This is a genomic window from Gammaproteobacteria bacterium, from assembly GCA_028819075.1.
GTDB lineage: Bacteria > Gemmatimonadota > Gemmatimonadetes > Longimicrobiales > Gaopeijiaceae > BD2-11.
Map to the genome: position 1 here is coordinate 1 of JAPPMM010000059.1, position 19,607 is coordinate 19,607.

A 19,607-nucleotide genomic window follows, 5' to 3' on the forward strand; every position below is an offset into this window, starting at 1 on the left:
AATACACCGGATCGCGATAGACTTCAAGGGACGACGAGGATTCGGAAATAACCTACAATACATTGTCTAGCAATGTTTTATGGATGCCATACGATACGGCATGGGATGGTGTCGGACAAGTTGTACTGAGTTCTACCGGAACTTCTCCACCGCCGAAGCGGAAGCAGCGGCGGCGGACTGGCTCCAGCGGTTCGGCAGGTCGGTGGCCAGCCAGACGATGGAGATGATCGGCAACCGCGTTTCACACCGCCATCGGCAGGAGGACTTCGTCGAGGTGGGTGGGCGGACGCTCGATTTCGGCTCGCTCCTCGACCCGAACACCCTCGCGAGCGCCGGGGCGGCCGGACCGTCGATCCTGCTCCCGATGTCCGCCGGCGGTCTGTTCGGCGGCAGCGCCTTCCAGCTCTCGTCCGGCGGGTCCGGCGGCGGCTACTCCCTGTGGGGAGGCGGAGAGATCATGCGGTTCAACCACGAGGAGGGAGGAGGTTTCGGCGACGGCGAGGTCAGCACCGCCACGCTCGGCGCCGACTACGAGGTCGGCCCGGTGGTGACCGGCCTTGCGGTGACCCACAGCCGCGGGTCGGGCAACTTCGAACTCGGGCGGCCGGGCCAGGACGACGCCGGAGAGGTCTCCAGCAGTCTCACCAGCGGCTTCCCCTATGCCCGGCTTGCCATCAGCGACCGCCTGTTGACCTGGGGCGTGCTCGGTTACGGCGCCGGAAGGCTGGATATCGCGGGCGGCGGCGAGGAGGACCCGGAGAGCGACATCTCCATGCGGATGGGCGGTGTGGGGTTCAAGGGAGATCTCGTGCGTTCCGCAGACGCCGGCGGTTTTGAACTGGCGCTGCGCTCGGACGCCTTTCTCGCGCGCATGGACTCGGAAGCCGTCGAGGGGCGAGGCGAACTGACCGCCGACGCAAGCCGCGTACGGATGCTCCTCGAAGCTTCGACGGGATTCACGACGGGCGCCGGTGCGATGCTGCGTCCTCAGGTGCGCGCCGGCATGCGGTACGACGGTGGCGACACCGAGTCCGGACTCGGGATGGAGGCGGGAGGGGGCCTTACCTTCGTGGACCCCAACCGGGGACTCACCATCCGGGTGCATGGCCGCACGCTGCTCACGCACGAACAGAACGGCTACGAGGAATGGGGTCTCGGCGGATCGATCGACTTCAACCCGGGCGGCGAAGGACGCGGACTCTCCGTCGGCCTGAGACCGACCTGGGGATCGACGGCAAGCGGACTGGCGCGTCTCTGGGCGCAGGGTGCGGCGGGGATGACCGCCAACACCTACGGAGCCCGAGGCTTGAACGCGGAGGTCGGCTATGGATTCGGCGCAGGAGAGGGCGAGGCCGTGTTCATGCCGTACGCAAGGCTCGCCATGTCCGAGCAGCCCGGCTCCGGCTACCTCGGCGCATACCGGACGGCAAGCCCGGCCGCAAACATGCCGCTACACGTCTCGAGCCAGGGCAGGTACGGCTATCAGTTGGGCGGCCGTCTGACCGTCGGCCCGGGTTTGTCGGCGAACATCGAGGCCGGCCGCAGCGCGTGGGCTCCCGATTCGGGTCCGGCCCACGGCGCCATGGTCAACTTCTCCCTGCACTGGTAGCGGAATCCCGGGTGGGTCGGCCGGCGTCAGGCGGACCGGCCCCCCGCGTTCCTCAATCGTCGACTGATCCGAGCCCGTCCGGGTCGTAGCGCAGGGGCTCGACCCGGATGCCTGTCCGGTCCAGCGCCAGCGCGGCCTCGGCTCCCGCCGCGCAAGGAACGCCACCGATGTGCCATCGCCGAGGATCCTCCGGCAGATCCTCGACCGCCAGCAGTCCCTGCGCGGCGCCGGGAGTTGGATCCACGGAGAAAGACCTCAGCGGATGTGTGAGGCCGAAGCCCAGCGCCTTCAGGAACGCCTCCTTGCGGGTCCAGATGCGGAAGAAGAGCCGCCGCCGTTCTTCCGCCGGGGCCGCGTGCAGCCGCGCCGCCTCGTCGCGGGCGAAGTTCTTGTCGGCGATACCGAGCATGAGGCGCACAGTGCGCCTTTCCTCGATGTCCACGCCCAGCCGGCCGGAGGCGGCCACGGCGATCATGAGCCGGTCCTCGGAGTGCGACTGGTTGAAGGAAGGGCCACCGGGCAGGAAGGGCTTCCCCTTGTCCTCGTAGTGAAAGCGGACGGTCTCCGGGGCGATGCCGGTCAGCTGCCCCAGCACGCGGCGCAGGTGCGCCTGGGCCACTGTGTAGCGACGGCGGTGCCGGTCGTACACGAAGCGGTCGCCGCGCTTGCGTTCGCGCGCGGAGAGAAGCCGCCGGGCAGCGGCCAAGACGTCTGCGGGGACATCCAGCCGCCCCTCCCAGATGTAGACGACGCCTGGCTGGAGGTGTGGGACTCTCGTGGTCATGTGCGTTGCCGGGAGCGAGAAGTCGTTGCCGTGAAGCCAGTCTGGTGCCTTGCGGGCGTATGGCGCAAAGTCCGCGGCCGATCAAGAATAGATCACACCCGCGGGAACGATCGCCCGAGCCTGCGGGACCCCGTCGCAACCGTCTTCCGAGGAGCCATCCCGATGTTTGCCACGCCGACTTCGCGCTCGTTCAGGCGCGCCGCAGCCTTCGCTCCCTGCATCCCCCTCGCCCTGGCTGCCTGCCAGGCCGCGCCTCCTCTGGAGGAACAATCCGCCGAGGCGCCACCGGCCGCGGAGACGCCGGCGCCCGAGTACACGCTCGGCCCCGAGAACTCCCACAATCGCTGGAGTTCCACGATCCCGCCCCAGCTCACGGTTCCCTCCGGAGCCGTCGTCGAGGTGTTCACCAAGGAGGCCTCCGATGGTCAGATCACCGAATCCACGACCGCCGAGGACCTGGCCAACGTCGACTTCGACCTGATCCATGCCCTCACCGGACCCATCTACGTGGAAGGGGCGAGCCCGGGCGACATCCTCGCCGTCACCCTGCACGAGATCGAGGTCCAGGGATGGGGATGGGCCGGCATCTTCCCGGGCTTCGGGTTCCTGGCCGACGAGATCACCGGGCCCTGGATCCGGGGGTTCCCGATGGAGCCCGGCGCCACGGAGGTCGCCTTCAACGACGACATCACGATCCCGCTGGCGCCGTTCGCCGGGGTCATGGGGGTCGCGCCCGACACCGACTCGATGCTCGTGACCATCCCGCCACGCACCAACGGCGGGAACATGGACAACCGCCACATGATCGCCGGGACCACGGTTTACTTCCCGGTCCAGGTCGAGGGTGCGCTCTTCTCCATCGGCGACGCGCACGCCGCCCAGGGAGACGGCGAAGTGTCCGGTTCCGCCATCGAGACGCCCGTGCGCGTCGTCTTCGAAGTCGAGGTCATGGAGAACACGCGCGGCATGGTCGAGCCCCAGTACGAGAGCGACGACTACTACGCCGTGACCGGGTTCGGCACCACCATCGACGAGGCGGCCCGCAAGGCCACCCGCTACATGATCGACTATCTCGTCGCCGAACACGGCCTCACCCGCGAGGAAGCCTACGTGCTCTGCTCGATCGCCGGCGACATGAAGATCTCGGAGACGGTGGACGTGCCCCACATGCTGGTCAGCATGCACATGCCGAAGGGGATCTTCTGAGGACTGGGGAGATCGAGGAGACCTACATGAGCATAGCCTTCGTCGTGATGCAGATTGGAGACTCGGAGCTGAATCAGCTGTTCGACACGGTCATCCAACCGGCCATCGAGTCGGTAGGCCTGCAGGCGAAGCGGGTAGACCGTCACAACGAGGGCGGGCTGCTCAAGAGTGAGATCATCGAGTTCTTGAACAACTCGGACATCATCATTGCCGATCTCACCAACGAACGACCCAACGTTTACCTGGAGGTCGGATATGCGATGGGAATCGACAAGTTTCGCAACCTAATCCTGACTTGCAGGAGCGACCACCTGCCCGGCAACGCCGGCTGGCAACCAGACGGTCCCAAGATCCACTTCGACCTCGTGGGATACGACATTTTGCTTTGGGAACCATCCGAGCCCGACAGCTTTCGCCAAGAACTGAAACGTCGAATTCGGCGACGACGGGCACTCCTCTCGCCGGTCACCCAAGTCCAAGAGCCGGTACTCGACATGGACTGGGTACGAACCCACCAAGAAACTGCCTCGCGCCAGATGGCGGAGACGGGCTTCACGGCCTACATGGAGGCATCGTTCGGAATCGCCGCTCCCAAACCTGACCGCAGTCCGTCCGAGCTATTGAGCGCGGCTTCAGATGCTATGATTCGAACCTTCGGATGGCCCATCGGCGTCGTCTTCCATGATGTACCCGAGTATCAACCCCGGCCTCGGTCAGATGGAATCGTGGCTGAGGTAAAGCGGGCGGGTGAGTTCCCGGATTCCTACTACGACTACTGGGCCCTGCGGCGGAATGGAGACTTTTTCCTTCGGAAGAGCCTCTTCGAGGACAAGCGGGACCCGACTGCGATCTTCTTCAACACGAGAATTGTCAGGAACACCGAGCTGCTGATGTATGCCCTTAGGTTGTACGACCGGCTCGCCATCGACCCCTCGACCCGATTCGAACTCGAACTCCGTTACGGTGGACTAAACGGCCGGGTGCTGCGTACCTCGTCACCTAACCGCTACATGTCCGGATCCCATACGTGCTCCGAGGATCAGATCACGACGAGCTACAACGGTAGCCTACAAGACGTCGAGGGAAGCCTCACGGAGGTCGTGAAACAGCTCACCGCGCCCATGCTTGCTCTGTTTGATTTCTTCGAGTTGGCTGACTCAATCTATCAGGAAATCGTGGAAGCCTACGTGGAGGGTCGAGTAACGTAAGCCAGCTCACTCGCAGCTCGAACGCGACCTGCGAGCGGTGCCGGTCCCACACGGCCAAGATGCTACAGGTGGCGCTTCGATCGGGGATAGTAGGGCCTTGATCACGCGGAGCGTGCGTTCCACGCCGACGATGAAGCCGAACGCTTTGAAATGTGTGGGCAGGTCCGTAAGGGGGAATGCGACGCGGCTTGGCGCAGGTCCGGATCGCGAAGCTCGAGGCATGGAAGTCGCTCACCAAGGTGTTGCGTGGAGCGGTCGCGCTCGCGTAGCGCGTCGAGAGCCTCGCAAGCCTGTCCGTAGACGCTGCGAGATCGCGCTAGGCTCTACCTCTGTTGGGCGATCAACACACGCCCGGTCCGAACAGGTCGATAGCCCCCGCAGAAGTGGTGTTGTAGACCGGCGGCTCGGTGTGGATTGCGTGTGGCCGGCGACATTCAGCGACACATCCCCGACGGAGCGGAGCATGCTAGGACATCACGGCTACTCCTCCCACTCCGAGCCTGATTTCGAGCTTCTAAGAACCGGTGTCCGGCACCTGGATGTGCCATAAGGGGTCATGACAGGCTTGACGAGGTAATGGCTGTCCACTACCTTGGTTTACATACCTCATGACCACAGGAGTTGGCCATCATGCCTTTGGACCCCGAGATCAAAGCTATGTCAGACATCGTGTCTGCCTTAGAAGACCTGGAGGATGTACAGGTCACCCGCGTCTTGAACTGGGCGCAGGAAAGGTACAGCGTTTCCCGACCACGTGTTGGATCTTCCACTTCCAGGCGGACAACACCTACCGCCGATAAGGGAGCCCATGCCACGTCTGCGTCTGGGTATGCTGAATTCCATGACCTTTTCGAAGCTGCCAGCCCGAACACCGTGTTGAATCGCATACTCGTTGCCGCGTATTGGCTTCAGGTGGAGAAGAATCAGGACACTTTCGGCAGCGGTCCAGTCAACCGAGAGCTGAAGCACGTGGGGTACCCGTCGTCCAACATAACGAGGGATCTGAACAAGCTGATGAACCGGTCCCCAAAGCTCGTGATGAAGGTTCGAAAGGAGGGCTCGGCGAAGCAGTCACGCAATCGGTACAAGCTTACCAGTCCGGGGATCGACGCCGTGGTCCAGATGCTCAAGAAGTCATGAGACGTGCCGTTATCAGCCGACTCAACACACGGGAGTCGTACTACGGATGCTGAGGCCCAACCGCCTAAAGGACCTGCTTGCTAGACCGGACTTTTCGCGTCGTGAGAAGATGTTGCTCTGCCTCGCACGAGAACCGCTAGCACCACGGCAGGTCCAGGAAGTTAGAGAGACAGCGCTCGCACATGGCCTCCGACACGCCTTAAACTGGAATGTTTCCCAGTTGTTGTCCGAACTTCAAGGGCTGGCGATCCGTTCCAAAGCAGGTTGGGAGCTTACTAGCGCTGGCCAGATCTCAGTGGGCAAACTCGCCGGATCGGCCGTTAGCGGACGTGCAATCCGGGTGGCGGTGGGGTTGAGGCGTCACCTTGATACAATTCGAGACGATACTACTCGAGGGTTCGTCGAGGAAGCGGTGCTGTGTCTGGAAAACGCGCTGCACCGGGCTGCCATCGTGCTGAGTTGGGTGGGTGCCGTTTCGGTGCTACAGCAACATGTGGCTCGTCTGCGGCTCCACGACTTCAACCGCGAGGCCCATCGGCGTTTCAAGAAATGGAAGCCGGCCCGAACCGCTGATGACCTTAGTCGTACCCGCGAGGCCGACTTCCTGATCGTCCTAGAGTCCATATCGGTTTTCGGAAAGAGCGTAAAGCAAGAGCTTGAGGCCGCCTTGAAACTGCGGAACGGATGCGGCCATCCCAACTCGCTCCAAGTCGGCGAAGCCAAGGCCGCGGCCCATGTGGAATCACTGATTCTCAACGTGTACTCGAAGTTCTGACGAGAACAAAACTGGCCGACATTCCTTGGGGCTCATTAGGCGGCTCTCGGTCCGCCCGCGCACTACGGCAGCACGTCACATGCCTTATCTTGGGCGGTGATCAGGCTCTAGCAGTTCGGCTAGGGCGACAGCGAACATGAGACAGCGACGACGATGACAAGCAAGCAAGCCGACAGCAACGCCACGACCGGTTACGAGGCCGAGCTGTGGGCAATGGCGGACACGCTCCGCGGCTCCATGGATGCGGCCGAGTACAAGCACGTCGTGCTCGGGCTCATCTTCCTGAAGTACATCTCGGACGCGTTTGAGGAGCGCCACGCGGCGGTGCTGGCCGAATGGGGGGAGGAGGCCGCGGAGGACCGCGACGAGTACATCGCCGAGAACATCTTCTGGGTTCCGGTGGAGGCCCGCTGGGCGAACCTAAAGGCACAGGCGCGGCAGCCGACGATTGGCCAGATCGTGGATCAAGCCATGACCGCGACCGAGCGCGACAACCCGACGCTGAAGGAGGTCCTGCCCAAGAATTACGGCCGGCCCGCCTTGGACAAGCAGCGTCTAGGCCGCCTCATCGACATGGTCGGGAACATCCGTGTCGGGGATGCTGAAGCGCGCTCTCGAGACGTGCTCGGCCGCGTATACGAGTACTTCCTCTCGCAGTTCGCGAGTGCCGAGGGGAAGCGGGGTGGCGAGTTCTACACTCCGCGCTGCGTCGTGAAGCTCCTCGTCGAGATGCTCGAGCCCTACCGGGGGCGGGTCTACGATCCGTGCTGCGGATCCTCGGGGATGTTCGTGCAGTCGGTCGAGTTCATTCACGCCCACACCACCGGTAACGGAAACGGCGGAAGGACGCAGGGCGACATCTCGATCTACGGCCAAGAGTCCAACTACACGACCTGGCGGCTCGCCAGGATGAACTTGGCCATTCGGGGGATCGGCGGGCAGATCGCCCATGGCGACAGCTTCCACAACGACCACCATCCGGACCTGAAGGCCGACTTCATCCTAGCCAACCCGCCATTCAACGTCTCGGACTGGGGCGGCGAGCGGCTGATGGACGACAAGCGCTGGCAATACGGCGTCCCGCCCAAGGGCAACGCGAACTTCGCTTGGGTACAGCACATGGTCCACCACCTCGCCCCGAAGGGGGTGGCTGGGTTCGTGCTGGCCAACGGATCGATGTCGTCGAACCAGTCCGGAGAGGGCGAGATCCGGAAGAACCTGATCGAGGCAGAGTTGGTCGACTGCATGGTCGCGCTGCCGGGCCAACTCTTCTACTCGACCCAGATTCCGGTCTGCCTGTGGTTCCTGGCGCGACGCCGGCAGCGGCTTGGAGAGATCCTCTTCGTCGACGCGAGGAAGCTAGGCCGGATGGTGGACAGGACGCACCGGGAGCTAACCGACGAGGACATCGCCCGGATCGCTGACACTTACCACGCCTGGCGGACGGGGACGGAAGGGGACGGCTACGCCGATGTTCCCGGCTTCTGCAAGAGCGCCTCGGTGGACGAGGTGCGCCAGCACGCACATGTCTTGACGCCGGGCCGCTACGTCGGTGTGGAGCCACAGGAGGACGACGGCGAGCCGTTCGAGGACAAGATGGAGCGGCTGGTGGCTGAACTAAGTCAGCAACAGGCCGAGGGTGCCCGGCTCGATGCTGCGATCACGGAGAACCTGAGAGCGCTGGGGTTCGGAGGTAGAGGGCGGTGAACATCGACACCACCTTCCTGCGCCGCTGCATTGCTTCGCTGGAGCACGCGGTTGAGGGCATCGCACGTCAGGCAGACCGCGAAGATCTCATGTACGACATCTATCGCGCTGCTTGTGTCAAGGAGTTCGAGCTCGTCCTTGAGCAAAGCGGGAAGTTGCTGCGCAAGCGTCTCACCGCCTGGTTCGCTAGCAACCGCCAAGCGGACCGCCTGCATTTCAAGGATCTGTTCCGCCACGCGGCTCGCCACGACTTCATGGACTGCGAAACGGTCGAACGATGGCTGAGCTACCGGGACAACCGCAACTACACTGCGCACGATTACGGAGAGGACTTCGCGGAGGCCACCCTCCGGCTCCTACCGGACTTCATCCGTGACGCCAAGGCGCTGGCCGACATGATCGAGCAGGCCAACGATGACTGACCGCCTGCGCCTCTCGCCAAGGCATCGGCGCATCCTCACCTCGTTGCTGCGGGAGCACCTGCCTGATGTCGAAGTCTGGGCCTACGGGAGCCGCGTGAACGAGCGGGGCCACGAAGGCAGCGATCTCGATCTCGTGCTGCGGGGGCCGCAGCTGAGGAAGATTCCGTTCGAGCGACTGATGGACTTTGAGGACTCGGTGCGGGAGTCGACGATTCCGTTCCTGGTCGAGGCGCGGGACTGGGCGAGGCTGCCGGAGCGGTTCCACCGGGAGATCGAGCGGGAGTATGTAGTGCTGGTGTCTTCAGATACTCGGTGGCAGGAAGCCAGACTGGGTGATGTAATCCGCCTGGTGTCTGGAGGAACGCCGTCAAAGAAGCGGGAAGAATACTGGAACGGCGCGATCCCCTGGGTCTCAGCGAGAGACATGAGGCGGTTTCGGCTCCGCGATACGACTCATCATGTCACTGCGGAAGGGCTCGCCAACGGCACCAAGCAGGTCCCGGTCGGCACGATCCTGCTTCTGACCAGGGGCATGAGACTCCTGAAGGAGCTACCCGTTTGCGTCACAGAACGACCGATGGCGTTCAACCAGGACATCAAGGCTCTCTTACCAAAGACCCGGATGGACCCCGATTTCCTTCCATACCTTGTTCTTGGCAACAAACAGCGGCTCCTGAATCTCGTAGACCTCGCAGGTCACGGTACAGGACGCATCAACAGTGACGAACTGCGCGCCCTCGATGTCCGGCTGCCACCGACGTCCGAGCAGCGCGCCATCGCCCACATCCTCAGCAAGCTGGATGACAAGATCGAACTGAATCGGCGGATGAGTGAGGCGCTGGAGATGATGGCACGGGCGCTGTTCAGGTCCTGGTTCGTTGATTTCGATCCGGTACGCGCCAAGATGAACGACCGGGACACCGGCTTTCCGCAGAACATCGCCGACCTGTTCCCCGACCGGCTGATGGATTCTGAGATGGGGCAGATTCCAGAGGGATGGCATGTTGCGACCTTGGCGGAGCGCATCGAGGTCAACCCGAGGCGATCTCTTCGACGGGGACAGACCGCTCCTTATCTTCCGATGGCCAATATGCCGACCCAGGGTCACCTGCCGGATGCCGTGGCGGTTCGACCCTTCGGATCCGGCATGCGGTTTGCTAACGGCGATACGCTTGTGGCCCGGATCACACCGTGCCTTGAGAACGGCAAGACGGCCTACGTGGATTTCTTAGCCGACGGCGAGGTCGGATGGGGCTCTACCGAGTACATCGTCCTGAGGCCGAAGCCCCCGCTTCCAAATCAGTTCGGGTACTTCCTCGCTCGGAGTGCAAGGTTTCGCGAATTCGCAACCCAGAACATGAGCGGCACGAGCGGCCGCCAGCGGGTGTCGCCAACCGCGCTGCGAGGCTTCCGTATGGTCGCGCCACCAAGCCGGGTGGCCGCGCGGTTCGGTGAAGTCGCCCGATCACTCTTCGAGAGAGTCAGCAAAGCGAGTCACGAATCCCACACCCTCGCCGCTCTCCGCGATACTCTCCTCCCGAAGCTCATCTCCGGCAAGATCCGCGTAGGTGATGCCGATAAGGCAATGGAGTTCATCGCATGACGCCGTCGCCTGGAACGCCCCGGCTTCGGTACGGCGTGCGCGCCGGAGGCACCACCGGTCGTATCCGACCAAGGAATCAGGAAGCTTCTGCATTGGAGTATAGTGAAGGGCAGCGCTTCGAACACCGATGCGTTCCCACGGATGGCTCGGCCGAGAGGATCGAACTGTGACTTCGTCCACGAGCTACGTTGTTTTCTCTGACGAGAGCCGTCACACCGAGGGTCGCTTTCGCAGCATCGCTGCGGTATCCCTACCATGTGATCCGCCGAGTCACGTCGTTGATCTGACTGCCAAGCTTGCGGACGCCCTGGAGTTCACGACGAAGGGCGAATTGAAGTGGCTGAAAGTCGGACGGAGAGCCCGAACCAACGTCGCGCGGGCAACGGCAGCCATTGATTTCCTTCTTTCACACCTCTCTCACGGTGTCCGGTGCGATGTGGTCGTCTGGGATACAACGGACTCTCGGCATGCCGTCGAGAGGCGAGACGATGTCGCAAACTATGGCCGGATGTTCTTTCACCTACATCGCGCGCTCATGCGTCGCCGGGGAGCGGACGCCCACTGGCACCTCCGCCCAGACCAACTGATCACTATTGACTGGGCTACGATACGGGATTGCCTCAACAGCGATGGCACTTGGAAACAAGACTCCCACACGGCGTTGGGCGCGGAATACCGTTGGATCGTGCCAATGGTGCGGACCTTCAGGGAAGTGGATTCCGCTGCCACGCCGTTCGTCCAGCTGGCCGACCTGTTCGCTGGCATGGCCACGTACACGCGCATGTCTTGGAAGGTTATTCGCACGCTGCTGGCTGAGAACGAAAACCAACAGGACCTGTTTCCGGCCGTCCCACCGCCTGAGTCCAGACCGACCTCCAAAGACCGTGGTCGTTTTCGGGTCGTGTCCCATTTCTACCGTCGCGCCAAGGTAGCGAAACTTGGGATATCGCTCAACGCCCATGGGTATCTCCGAACGCCCAATCCCCTGAACCCTATCAACTTCTGGCACTACGAGCCGCAGCACCCCGCGGACAAGGCCCCCACGAAGGACCGGGGAGGAGTGCTTCTGCCGTGACAGTCATCGGCACTTGACCCAGGCCGTTCCATGAACGCTCTCACCGAGTCCCAGGTCGAAGAGGCCGCGCTCTCTTGGCTCCACAGCTTCGGGTGGACGGTCGCCCACGGCCCCGACATTGGCCCGCACGCGGCGGACGCGGAGCGAACGGACTACAACACCGTCGTCCTGAACCAACGGCTGCGCGGCGCGTTGCAGCGGTTGAATCCGGTCCTCCCCGTCGACGCACTGGACGACGCGTTCCGCAAGCTCATCCGTCCCGAAGGCTCCACCCTGGAAGCCCGCAACCGCGCGGTGCACCGGATGCTGGTGGACGGCGTGACGGTCGAGTACCGCACAGCCGGCGGCGCCATGCGCGGAGCCCAGGTCTCCGTCCTCGACTACGCCAATCCCGCAAGCAACGACTGGCTGGCAGTCAACCAGTTCACCGTTGTCGAAGGCGAACACGAGCGGCGGCCGGATGTCGTGCTGTGCGTCAACGGCTTGCCGCTGGGTCTGATCGAACTCAAGAACCCGGCGGACGAGAAGGCCACGGTGTGGACAGCGTGGTCGCAGATCCAGACCTACAAGGCCGAGCTCTCGAACCTGTTCGCCTTCAACGCGGCGCTCATTGCTTCCGACGGAGTCGAAGCGCGTCTGGGCACGCTCACCGCGGGGCGGGAGTGGTTCAAGCCGTGGCGGACGATCGACGGGGCGACGCTGGCCGACGCGAGTCTGCTTCAGTTGCAGGTGATGCTCGAGGGGATGTGCGAACGGGAGCGGTTCCTGAAGCTCGTCCGGGACTTCATCGTCTTCGAGGATGACGGGGGAGGCAAGCTGGCCAAGAAGATAGCCGGGTATCACCAGTTCCATGCCGTGGAGACGGCGGTGCTGGAGACCCTACGCGCGGCGGCGCTCCGGCAAGAACTGAGGTTGGTCGCCGAGCCGGAGGGCCGGTACGAGAACGGAAGGCAGCCGGGCGGCGATCCCGGTGACCGACGCATTGGCGTGGTCTGGCACACCCAAGGGTCGGGCAAGAGCCTGACCATGGCCTTCTACGCCGGACGGATCATCCGGGAGCCGGCGATGGAGAACCCGACGATCGTCGCGCTGACCGACCGCAACGACCTCGACGATCAACTCTTCGGCACGTTCTCCCGCTGCCGGGATCTGCTGCGGCAGCCGCCGACCCAGGCCGTCAGCCGTGCCGACCTGCGCGCCAAGCTGGCGGTCGAGTCGGGCGGCGTGGTGTTCACCACCATCCAGAAGTTCTTTCCGGAAGAAAAGGGCGACCGGATGCCCGAGTTGTCGCGGCGCCGGAACATCGTGGTGATCGCCGACGAGGCGCACCGCAGCCAGTACGACTTCATCGACGGCTACGCCCGCCACATGCGCGACGCGCTCCCCAACGCCTCGTTCATCGGCTTCACCGGCACGCCCATCGAGCTGGAGGACGCCAACACGCGCGCGGTGTTCGGCGATTACATCAGCGTCTACGACATCGAGCGCGCCGTCGAGGACCGCGCAACGGTGCCAATCTACTACGAGAGCCGGCTGGCGAAGCTGGCGCTGGACGAGGCCGAGCGGCCGACGATCGATCCCGAATTCGAGGAGGTAACCGAAGGGGAGGAAATCGAGCGCAAGGAGAAGCTGAAGAGCAAGTGGGCCCAGCTTGAAGCCGTCGCCGGAGCCGGGCCGCGGCTCAGGCTCATCGCCCAGGACATCGTCTCGCACTTCGACAGACGCACCGAAGCCCTCGACGGCAAAGCGATGATCGTCTGCATGAGCCGCCGCATCTGCATCGACCTCTACCGTGAACTGATTCGCCTGCGTCCAGACTGGCATCACGAGGATGACGGCGAGGGCCGTATCAAGGTCGTGATGACCGGCAGCGCATCGGATCCGCCTGACTGGCAGCCGCACATCCGTAACAAGGCGCGCCGCGAGATGCTCGCGAAGCGATTCCGCGGTCCCGCCGATCCGCTTCAGATCGTCCTCGTGCGCGACATGTGGCTGACCGGCTTCGACGCGCCGAGCCTGCACACCATGTACGTCGACAAGCCCATGCGCGGCCACGGGCTCATGCAGGCGGTCGCGCGGGTGAACCGGGTCTTCCGGGACAAGCCGGGCGGCCTGGTCGTCGACTACCTCGGGCTCGCCCATGAACTCAAACGGGCTCTCGCCACCTACACCGAGAGCGGAGGCACCGGCAAGACCACCGTAGATCAGGCCGAAGCGGTGGCGGTGATGCTGGAGAAGTACGAGGTGTGCTGCGGCCTGTTCCACGGATTCGACCATTCAGCGTGGACCGACGGGACGCCGGCGGAGCGCGTGAGCCTGCTGCCCGCAGCACAGGAACACGTCCTCGCGCAGGAGAACGGCAAGGAGCGCTGTCTGCGGGCCGTTCGCGAACTTTCGCAGGCCTTCGCGCTCGCCGTCCCTCACGAAGAGGCGATTCGGATCCGGGACGACGTGGCGTTCTTCCAGGCCGTCCGTTCGGTGCTCGCCAAGCGCGCCGCGGGGGAAGCGCGTCCCGAGGAAGAGTTGGATTACGCCATTCGCCAGATCGTGTCGCGGGCCGTGGCATCGGAGGGCGTCGTCGACATCTTCGCCGCGGCCGGGCTCGAGAAACCCGACATCTCGATCCTGTCCGAGGAGTTCTTGGCTGAAGTGCGAGGCATGAAACAGCGCAACCTGGCGGTCGAACTGCTGCAGAAGCTGCTGAAGAGCGAACTGGCGGTCCGCAAGCGAAAGAACGTCGTCCAGGCGCGATCGTTCGCCGAGATGCTTGAGCAAACCGTCCATCGCTACGGGAACAGGGCTATAGAGGCGGGGCAGGTCATCGAGGAGCTGATTCAGCTCGCCCGCGAGATGCGCGAAGCGAACGCCCGCGGCGAGGAGTTGGGACTCTCAGAGGACGAACTCGCCTTTTACGATGCGCTTGAGACGAACGACAGCGCCGTAACGGTCTTGGGCGACGAGACGCTGCGGGACATCGCACGCGAACTGGTCGAGACTGTCCGGAACAACATCAAGATCGACTGGACGCTTCGGGAGAATGTCCGCGCGAACCTGCGTCGGCTGGTCAAGCGTATTCTGCGCAAGCACGGCTACCCGCCCGACAAGCAGGAGAAGGCGACTCGGACGGTGCTCGAACAGGCTGAGGTGCTGTCGGCAGGGTGGGCAGTGTGACGCAGGCTCTGGTGACGCAGCATCGTGTCGTCGTGACAGTGCCGATCCCATTCTTGGACGAGATCACTTCCACAGAGGAGAGTCCAATCTAATGTATGTGTTGACACGACGCGTTTTGGGAAAACAGCCCAAGATCTCGATTGATGCAAGGCGCTACGCCGCATTGAGCGAAGCTATGAGAATCCAGCGCGCCGCACTTGAAATCGAAGAGAAGTTTGATCTTGTAGTAGCGAACTACGAGGAATTGGAGCGCGAAATCCTCACGTTGACGTTGACCCACGCCGTAAGAGACGATTTCACCTGGGCCAGCATGTCATCCGACCGGCTTCTGCTGGGGAGACGACTCGTTAATCTCCTAACCACATGTAGGCTCTACGTTGACCAAGTTACGCACTCCGTCAGTCGATCCGCTACAACTGGCTGTACCCGCGAGCAAGCCGAAAGGGTGTTCAGGGACCAGTATGACGGGAATCTCGCATACCGAATCATGGACGCCCTGCGGAATCACGTCCAACATCGTAGCTTAGCCATTGTAGGAATAACCTATGGTTGCAGTAGAGCGCGGGAAGAAGCGACCCAATCGCTGTTGGAATTCACATTGTCACTCACACTGAACTTGGAAGCTCTCCGTGAGGACAGAAGATTCAAGCAACGCACTTTGGAAGAACTGGAGAACCTTCCGCAGAAGCGACGAGATGTGATCTTGTTTGTACGACAATATCTGGAGTCGCTCGGGCGTGCCCAGGAGCAACTGCGCGAGCTGTTGGCTACGGCGGTAGAGCGGGCTGACGCGGACGTTCATTCGGCACTAGCGGAATGGAAGACAGTGAGTGATACGAGCACGGGATTGGTCGCGCTGAAGCGTTGTGATCGCCCAAGTTCGGATGAATACGTTGCAGTTACAGGCAATCTAAGGGCAAGGAGGGAGGAGTTGGTCGCCTCCAATCGTTCATTGGCGAATCTGGCGAGTAGTTTCATCAGTAGCGCTCGACCTCGTGATGCTTACCCTTCTTGGGATCAAGAGATGGCTATTGGGTAACTCATGTCGATGACCCCTCGCCGTCCTCGGACCGGAACAAGACGCGCCCGGTACGCGCACACTCCAACGACCCGTACAGTAGCCCCTTCGCGCGATGCAAGATTCGGCTCCCGCTCACCCCCGCCGTTGCTCAATAGTCCCTACAATGTCCCCGACGACCTTTTCGAACTCTTCGGGCACTCTCACTGGCCGCCCCGCGAGCCTTCGGAGCGCGGCCAGCAGCGGCACGAGCTCCTCGCAATCTTCCGCGCTGGCCGCAAGTGCGTCGGCGAAGACGCCCGGAGTCGCACCGGCTGCCATCAGATCGATCACGTCCCAGACGATCTTGGTGACCATCCCGTTGTCTGCGACATCGAGGTCATCGCACATCTTCCGGAAGACACGGTCCGCCGCCGACTCGTCACCCTCGAGCACTAATGCGTGTACCTGGTTCCCCATAGCGCGCCACGCGACAGGGATGCCGCCTTGCCCGGCCATGCTTCCGAAGTCACGGACCAAGACGCCGCAAGTGCCGAGAGCTTCCCGACCCCGCCCCATTCGATTCAGAATCATCGTCTTGAGTTCCAGCGCCATGGCCACCTCTCGCCGCAGATCCAACCGGTCGCTTGCCGAGTAACGACGAACGGCCTCGTCGCAGACTGCAACCGCAGCCTCGTCCCTGCCCATCTTCATTTGCGCGCCCGCCTTCTTCGTCATGGCGCTTGCGACCTGCATCTGGATATCCGGTTCGCAGTCCTCGCCGAACCGGTCGATGAGGTCATCCCAAGTCGCGATGCCCCTGTCCATCGAGGACGGTGATCCGAGTCCAGCCAGGGTCGAGCCCTTGTTTCGCAGCGACTTCGCGACGTAAAGCCGAAGCCCAGGCGCCTGACTCTCGCCAAAGCGCCTGATTGCATCGTCGAACGACGCTATCGCTGCTTCCGGATCGCCAAGTCGACCATGGTGGAACCCCGCGTTCAAGAGCGCCGCGCCCACGCACTCTTGGATGTCCGGCACTTCGGACTCTCCGAACCGCGTCACCACCTCGTTGAAGGCGGTCAATGCGACCTTGTGCTCGCCAACCTGCTGAGGCATCAAGGCCTTGTTGAAGAGGGCCTTGGCGACAGCGGTCTGCACGTCCGGAATCAGCGTGGACTCGAAACGCCGGATCAGTTCGTCGTTGTATTCGACCGAGCGCTCGGCCTCCCCTGAGCTCCCAAGCCTCGCGCCGATGTCGAGTAGATCGCCCGCAACCCGGATCCGCCCCTCGGGGTCACCAAGGTCCCGATGGCGCTCTACGAGTTCTCGGTAGGTTGCCGCAGCCCCGCCCGCAGGAATACCGGCGAGGCCCGCACCTAGATCTTCCTGTGCGCGACGGAAAACGGTGTCGTTTGACCTTTCGTCCAGCAGGGAGCCGAGAATCTTCTCGGTCTCGGCCGGACCGTAGAAAGCCACCATGAAGCGAATCAGCCCGTGGACGATGGCCGCTTCGTCCCGCCAGCGCCTCAGCTTGTAGTAGATGCAGTGGAGCGGTTCCCCGACGGAGTACAGCCGGCTCCTTCCATTCCCATCGACCTTGACGGCACCTCGCCCGACCAGCCGTCCCAGCAAAGCAGACGTCTTCCGTACTCCTAGGCGGGCTCTGTTTGCGACCTTGCGCGTGGTCGAGGGTCGCCACAGGTCGGCCAGAGCCGCGAAGATCCGTCGCTCGGTCTTGGGCAGGGAGTTCAGATTACTGCGAAAGTATTCGCTGTGATCGTCGACAAGGCCCACCAGTTCCTCCAACAGCCGCGCCATCGTGCGATGTCGCGCAAACTCGGCGACGATCACCAGGAGGCGTGGATTCCCACCCGTAAAAATCTCCAACGGTCGCATCTGCCTGGCGTCACGTCGCTCACCAGTGATCCAGTGCCAGAGGCTCTGGCACTCGGCAGTCTTCAGGGGCTCCAGCCGGAGGATGCGAAAGAGTTCGAAGAATGGTGCGCCTACGTCATCCAGCGCTTCGAAGCGGCTTGTGGCGGTCCCCAGGAGTATGATTTCGGGATCCGATTGGAGCGACTGGCGGAGTTGCCACCCGAAGTCCTCGTCCACCTCCTCGCACAGACTCTGGAGATTCTCCACCATGAGCACCAGCCGTCTTCCCAGCCGGTCGGCTGCATCAAGGAGAGCGGCCTTGGCCTGCCCGGCGATGTCATCTCCCTGCGTTCGGCGGGTCAGAGAGGCGTGTGTTACTTCGATCTCGCTGCAGAGGCCGGGGTGACCCTCAGCGCACTCCTTCGCCAGGTACAGCAGAGCGTCCAGCCAGAAGTCTCCGATGTCGAAGACCTCCACGCTTTCCTCCATAAACCGAACCGGCACCAGAGCCTGCCGAAGCTGCGGATCGGTACGGATTTCCGCGGCGACGCGCGCCAGCAACATGGTCTTGCCACGGCCCCGAGGACCCACGATGAGGGCGTGCTGACAGGAAGGAACACCGATGTTGTTGTGGATGACCTTCAGGACAGCGTTCAGCTCCCGCCCGCGTACAACGAACTGGTCGACGATCTCCTCGTCCGGCTGAAAGACGCCCGGATTGAATTTGCGTATGGTGCGCTCTGCTGGTCCGCTCATGGGGCGTCATCTCCCGGAAGCCTGTTAGGCGATTTTCGACCAAGAGGCCTGTAGTGATGCCGAAAGCGGGTCTTCCACCAGTCGCGCAACAGGTTTGACGCGAATCGATGGCCACCGGGGTGCGGTTCGAGATAGCCGTCATGGACGAGGACGGCGAGGGTGTCGGCGACCAGCCGTGGGGCGTCCGCCACAAGCCTGGAATGCCTGTTCTCGAGTTGACGGTGTGCCTCCGCAGCAAAGATGCCCTGGACGGACGCCTCGGCCAGAATCTCCATTGCAATCCGGTAGCGGCGTGCATCACCCAAGCCATCCCTCAGTCGCGCTTCGTTGTGCGCGAGGTCATTCTGTCCGGATGGTCCCAGAAGTTCGGTGCGGTACACTTCCGCCACGTCGTCCACCGTAATCCGGCTTCGGTCGTGCATCCGAACGTAGTCCCACAGACACGCGAAGAAGGACTGTACGTGCTGCGGGATGCCAATGCCGAGGTGCTCGTAGACCGCCCGTGCTACTCCATCGTCGGCAGATAGGTCGTGGCTCCTCGCCAGCGTCTCGAAGCACTGGACGGAGACCTCCAGGTTCCACGGACCCAGCCGGACTGGATACAGGTAGTTGATTCGATCAGAGATGCCCAGCCGCTCGACCAACGGCGCGAGCCCGATACTGCCTGACAGGATCAGCGTCAAGTTGCGACCATCGACCTTCTGGAATGTGGCCCGCAACCAGCTCAGAAACTCGTCAACGCGGCGAGTACCGTCTTCCTGGCGGAGCAATCTCGCCAGGAAGATCGGCACCTCGTCGAGGACGATCAGCACCCGGTGGTCGTGTTGGGCGCAGTGGGCGATCAGCTCTTCCCCGTGACGCCGCCAGTTCCCGGAGTCCAGGCCAGCGCGGAAGCGGACGGCGAACTTGTGGGCGCTGACTTTGTCGACGCGGCCAGCCAGTCTGCGTAGCCTGCGACGCATGCCCCTCACGAGGCGCGCCCTGATTGGCGTGACCGGATGGATGGCCTTGGCCAAGCTGGCGATCAGGTCTTCCTCGGATCGATCCGCCTCCACATCCGCGAATAGAAACACCCAGCCTTTCTGTTCCAGCCGACGCCCGAGTTCGCGAAGAATGCTGGTCTTCCCCATGCGGCGCTGGCCGGTCATGACCATGTGGTTTCCGTTGCGGACACGGGTCTCGAGGAGTGCCAACTCTCCTTCGCGGTCGAAGAAGTCGCCGTCGATTACCCAGCGACCGGTGGATGATTTCATGAGTGTTTTCTTCCTCCGTGGAGGGA

Annotated in this window: 14 protein-coding genes; 11 read left to right on the plus strand and 3 right to left on the minus strand. The window is 62.9% G+C overall.

Annotated elements, in window-relative coordinates; translation table 11 throughout:
* The first annotated feature begins 79 nt into the window (after positions 1-79).
* Positions 80-1,609 (plus strand): hypothetical protein, encoded by a 1,530-nt coding sequence (locus tag OXU32_15760; GenBank protein MDE0075411.1) that lies wholly within the window; start codon positions 80-82, stop codon positions 1,607-1,609.
* A gap of 52 nt (positions 1,610-1,661) precedes the next feature.
* Here OXU32_15760 and OXU32_15765 read toward each other — a convergent pair whose 3' ends face one another.
* A complete protein-coding gene (locus OXU32_15765) occupies positions 1,662-2,393 on the minus strand; it encodes a 4'-phosphopantetheinyl transferase superfamily protein (GenBank protein ID MDE0075412.1) in 732 nt (243 codons plus the stop codon).
* Between the two features lie 162 nt (positions 2,394-2,555).
* Between OXU32_15765 and OXU32_15770 the strand changes: the two genes are divergently transcribed.
* The 10 genes from OXU32_15770 (at position 2,556) to OXU32_15815 (ending at position 15,739) form a co-directional block, all read left to right on the plus strand.
* Positions 2,556-3,599, plus strand: a complete 1,044-nt coding sequence (locus OXU32_15770) for an acetamidase/formamidase family protein (GenBank protein MDE0075413.1) — start codon at positions 2,556-2,558, stop codon at positions 3,597-3,599.
* 26 nt (positions 3,600-3,625) lie between these two features.
* A complete protein-coding gene (locus OXU32_15775) occupies positions 3,626-4,807 on the plus strand; it encodes a hypothetical protein (protein ID MDE0075414.1) in 1,182 nt (393 codons plus the stop codon).
* A gap of 630 nt (positions 4,808-5,437) precedes the next feature.
* On the plus strand, positions 5,438-5,947 hold the full coding sequence (locus OXU32_15780) for a hypothetical protein (GenBank protein ID MDE0075415.1): 510 nt from the start codon (positions 5,438-5,440) through the stop codon (positions 5,945-5,947).
* Between the two features lie 412 nt (positions 5,948-6,359).
* Complete coding sequence (locus OXU32_15785; GenBank protein MDE0075416.1) at positions 6,360-6,722, plus strand: hypothetical protein; 363 nt, start codon at positions 6,360-6,362, stop codon at positions 6,720-6,722.
* A 153-nt stretch (positions 6,723-6,875) separates the two neighbouring features.
* Positions 6,876-8,429 carry a class I SAM-dependent DNA methyltransferase gene (locus OXU32_15790; protein ID MDE0075417.1) on the plus strand — a complete coding sequence of 518 codons (1,554 nt, stop codon included), beginning with the start codon at positions 6,876-6,878 and terminating at the stop codon, positions 8,427-8,429.
* Positions 8,426-8,851, plus strand: coding sequence for a nucleotidyltransferase substrate binding protein (locus OXU32_15795; protein MDE0075418.1), 426 nt, complete (start codon positions 8,426-8,428; stop codon positions 8,849-8,851). Before OXU32_15790 ends, OXU32_15795 begins: the two co-directional genes overlap by 4 nt.
* On the plus strand, positions 8,844-10,454 hold the full coding sequence (locus OXU32_15800) for a restriction endonuclease subunit S (GenBank protein MDE0075419.1): 1,611 nt from the start codon (positions 8,844-8,846) through the stop codon (positions 10,452-10,454). Before OXU32_15795 ends, OXU32_15800 begins: the two co-directional genes overlap by 8 nt.
* Before the next feature lie 691 nt (positions 10,455-11,145).
* On the plus strand, positions 11,146-11,529 hold the full coding sequence (locus OXU32_15805) for a hypothetical protein (protein ID MDE0075420.1): 384 nt from the start codon (positions 11,146-11,148) through the stop codon (positions 11,527-11,529).
* Positions 11,530-11,559: 30 nt separating this feature from the next.
* Positions 11,560-14,700, plus strand: coding sequence for a type I restriction endonuclease subunit R (locus OXU32_15810; protein ID MDE0075421.1), 3,141 nt, complete (start codon positions 11,560-11,562; stop codon positions 14,698-14,700).
* A 91-nt stretch (positions 14,701-14,791) separates the two neighbouring features.
* Positions 14,792-15,739 carry a hypothetical protein gene (locus tag OXU32_15815; protein MDE0075422.1) on the plus strand — a complete coding sequence of 316 codons (948 nt, stop codon included), beginning with the start codon at positions 14,792-14,794 and terminating at the stop codon, positions 15,737-15,739.
* A gap of 114 nt (positions 15,740-15,853) precedes the next feature.
* Here the strand turns inward: OXU32_15815 and OXU32_15820 are convergent, their stop codons facing one another.
* Positions 15,854-18,328 carry a tetratricopeptide repeat protein gene (locus OXU32_15820; GenBank protein MDE0075423.1) on the minus strand — a complete coding sequence of 825 codons (2,475 nt, stop codon included), beginning with the start codon at positions 18,326-18,328 and terminating at the stop codon, positions 15,854-15,856.
* Positions 18,325-19,581: an ATP-binding protein gene (locus OXU32_15825; GenBank protein MDE0075424.1), complete on the minus strand. Its 1,257-nt coding sequence runs from the start codon at positions 19,579-19,581 to the stop codon at positions 18,325-18,327. The genes OXU32_15820 and OXU32_15825 overlap by 4 nt, the downstream gene beginning before the upstream one ends.
* Between the last annotated feature and the right edge of the window lie 26 nt (positions 19,582-19,607).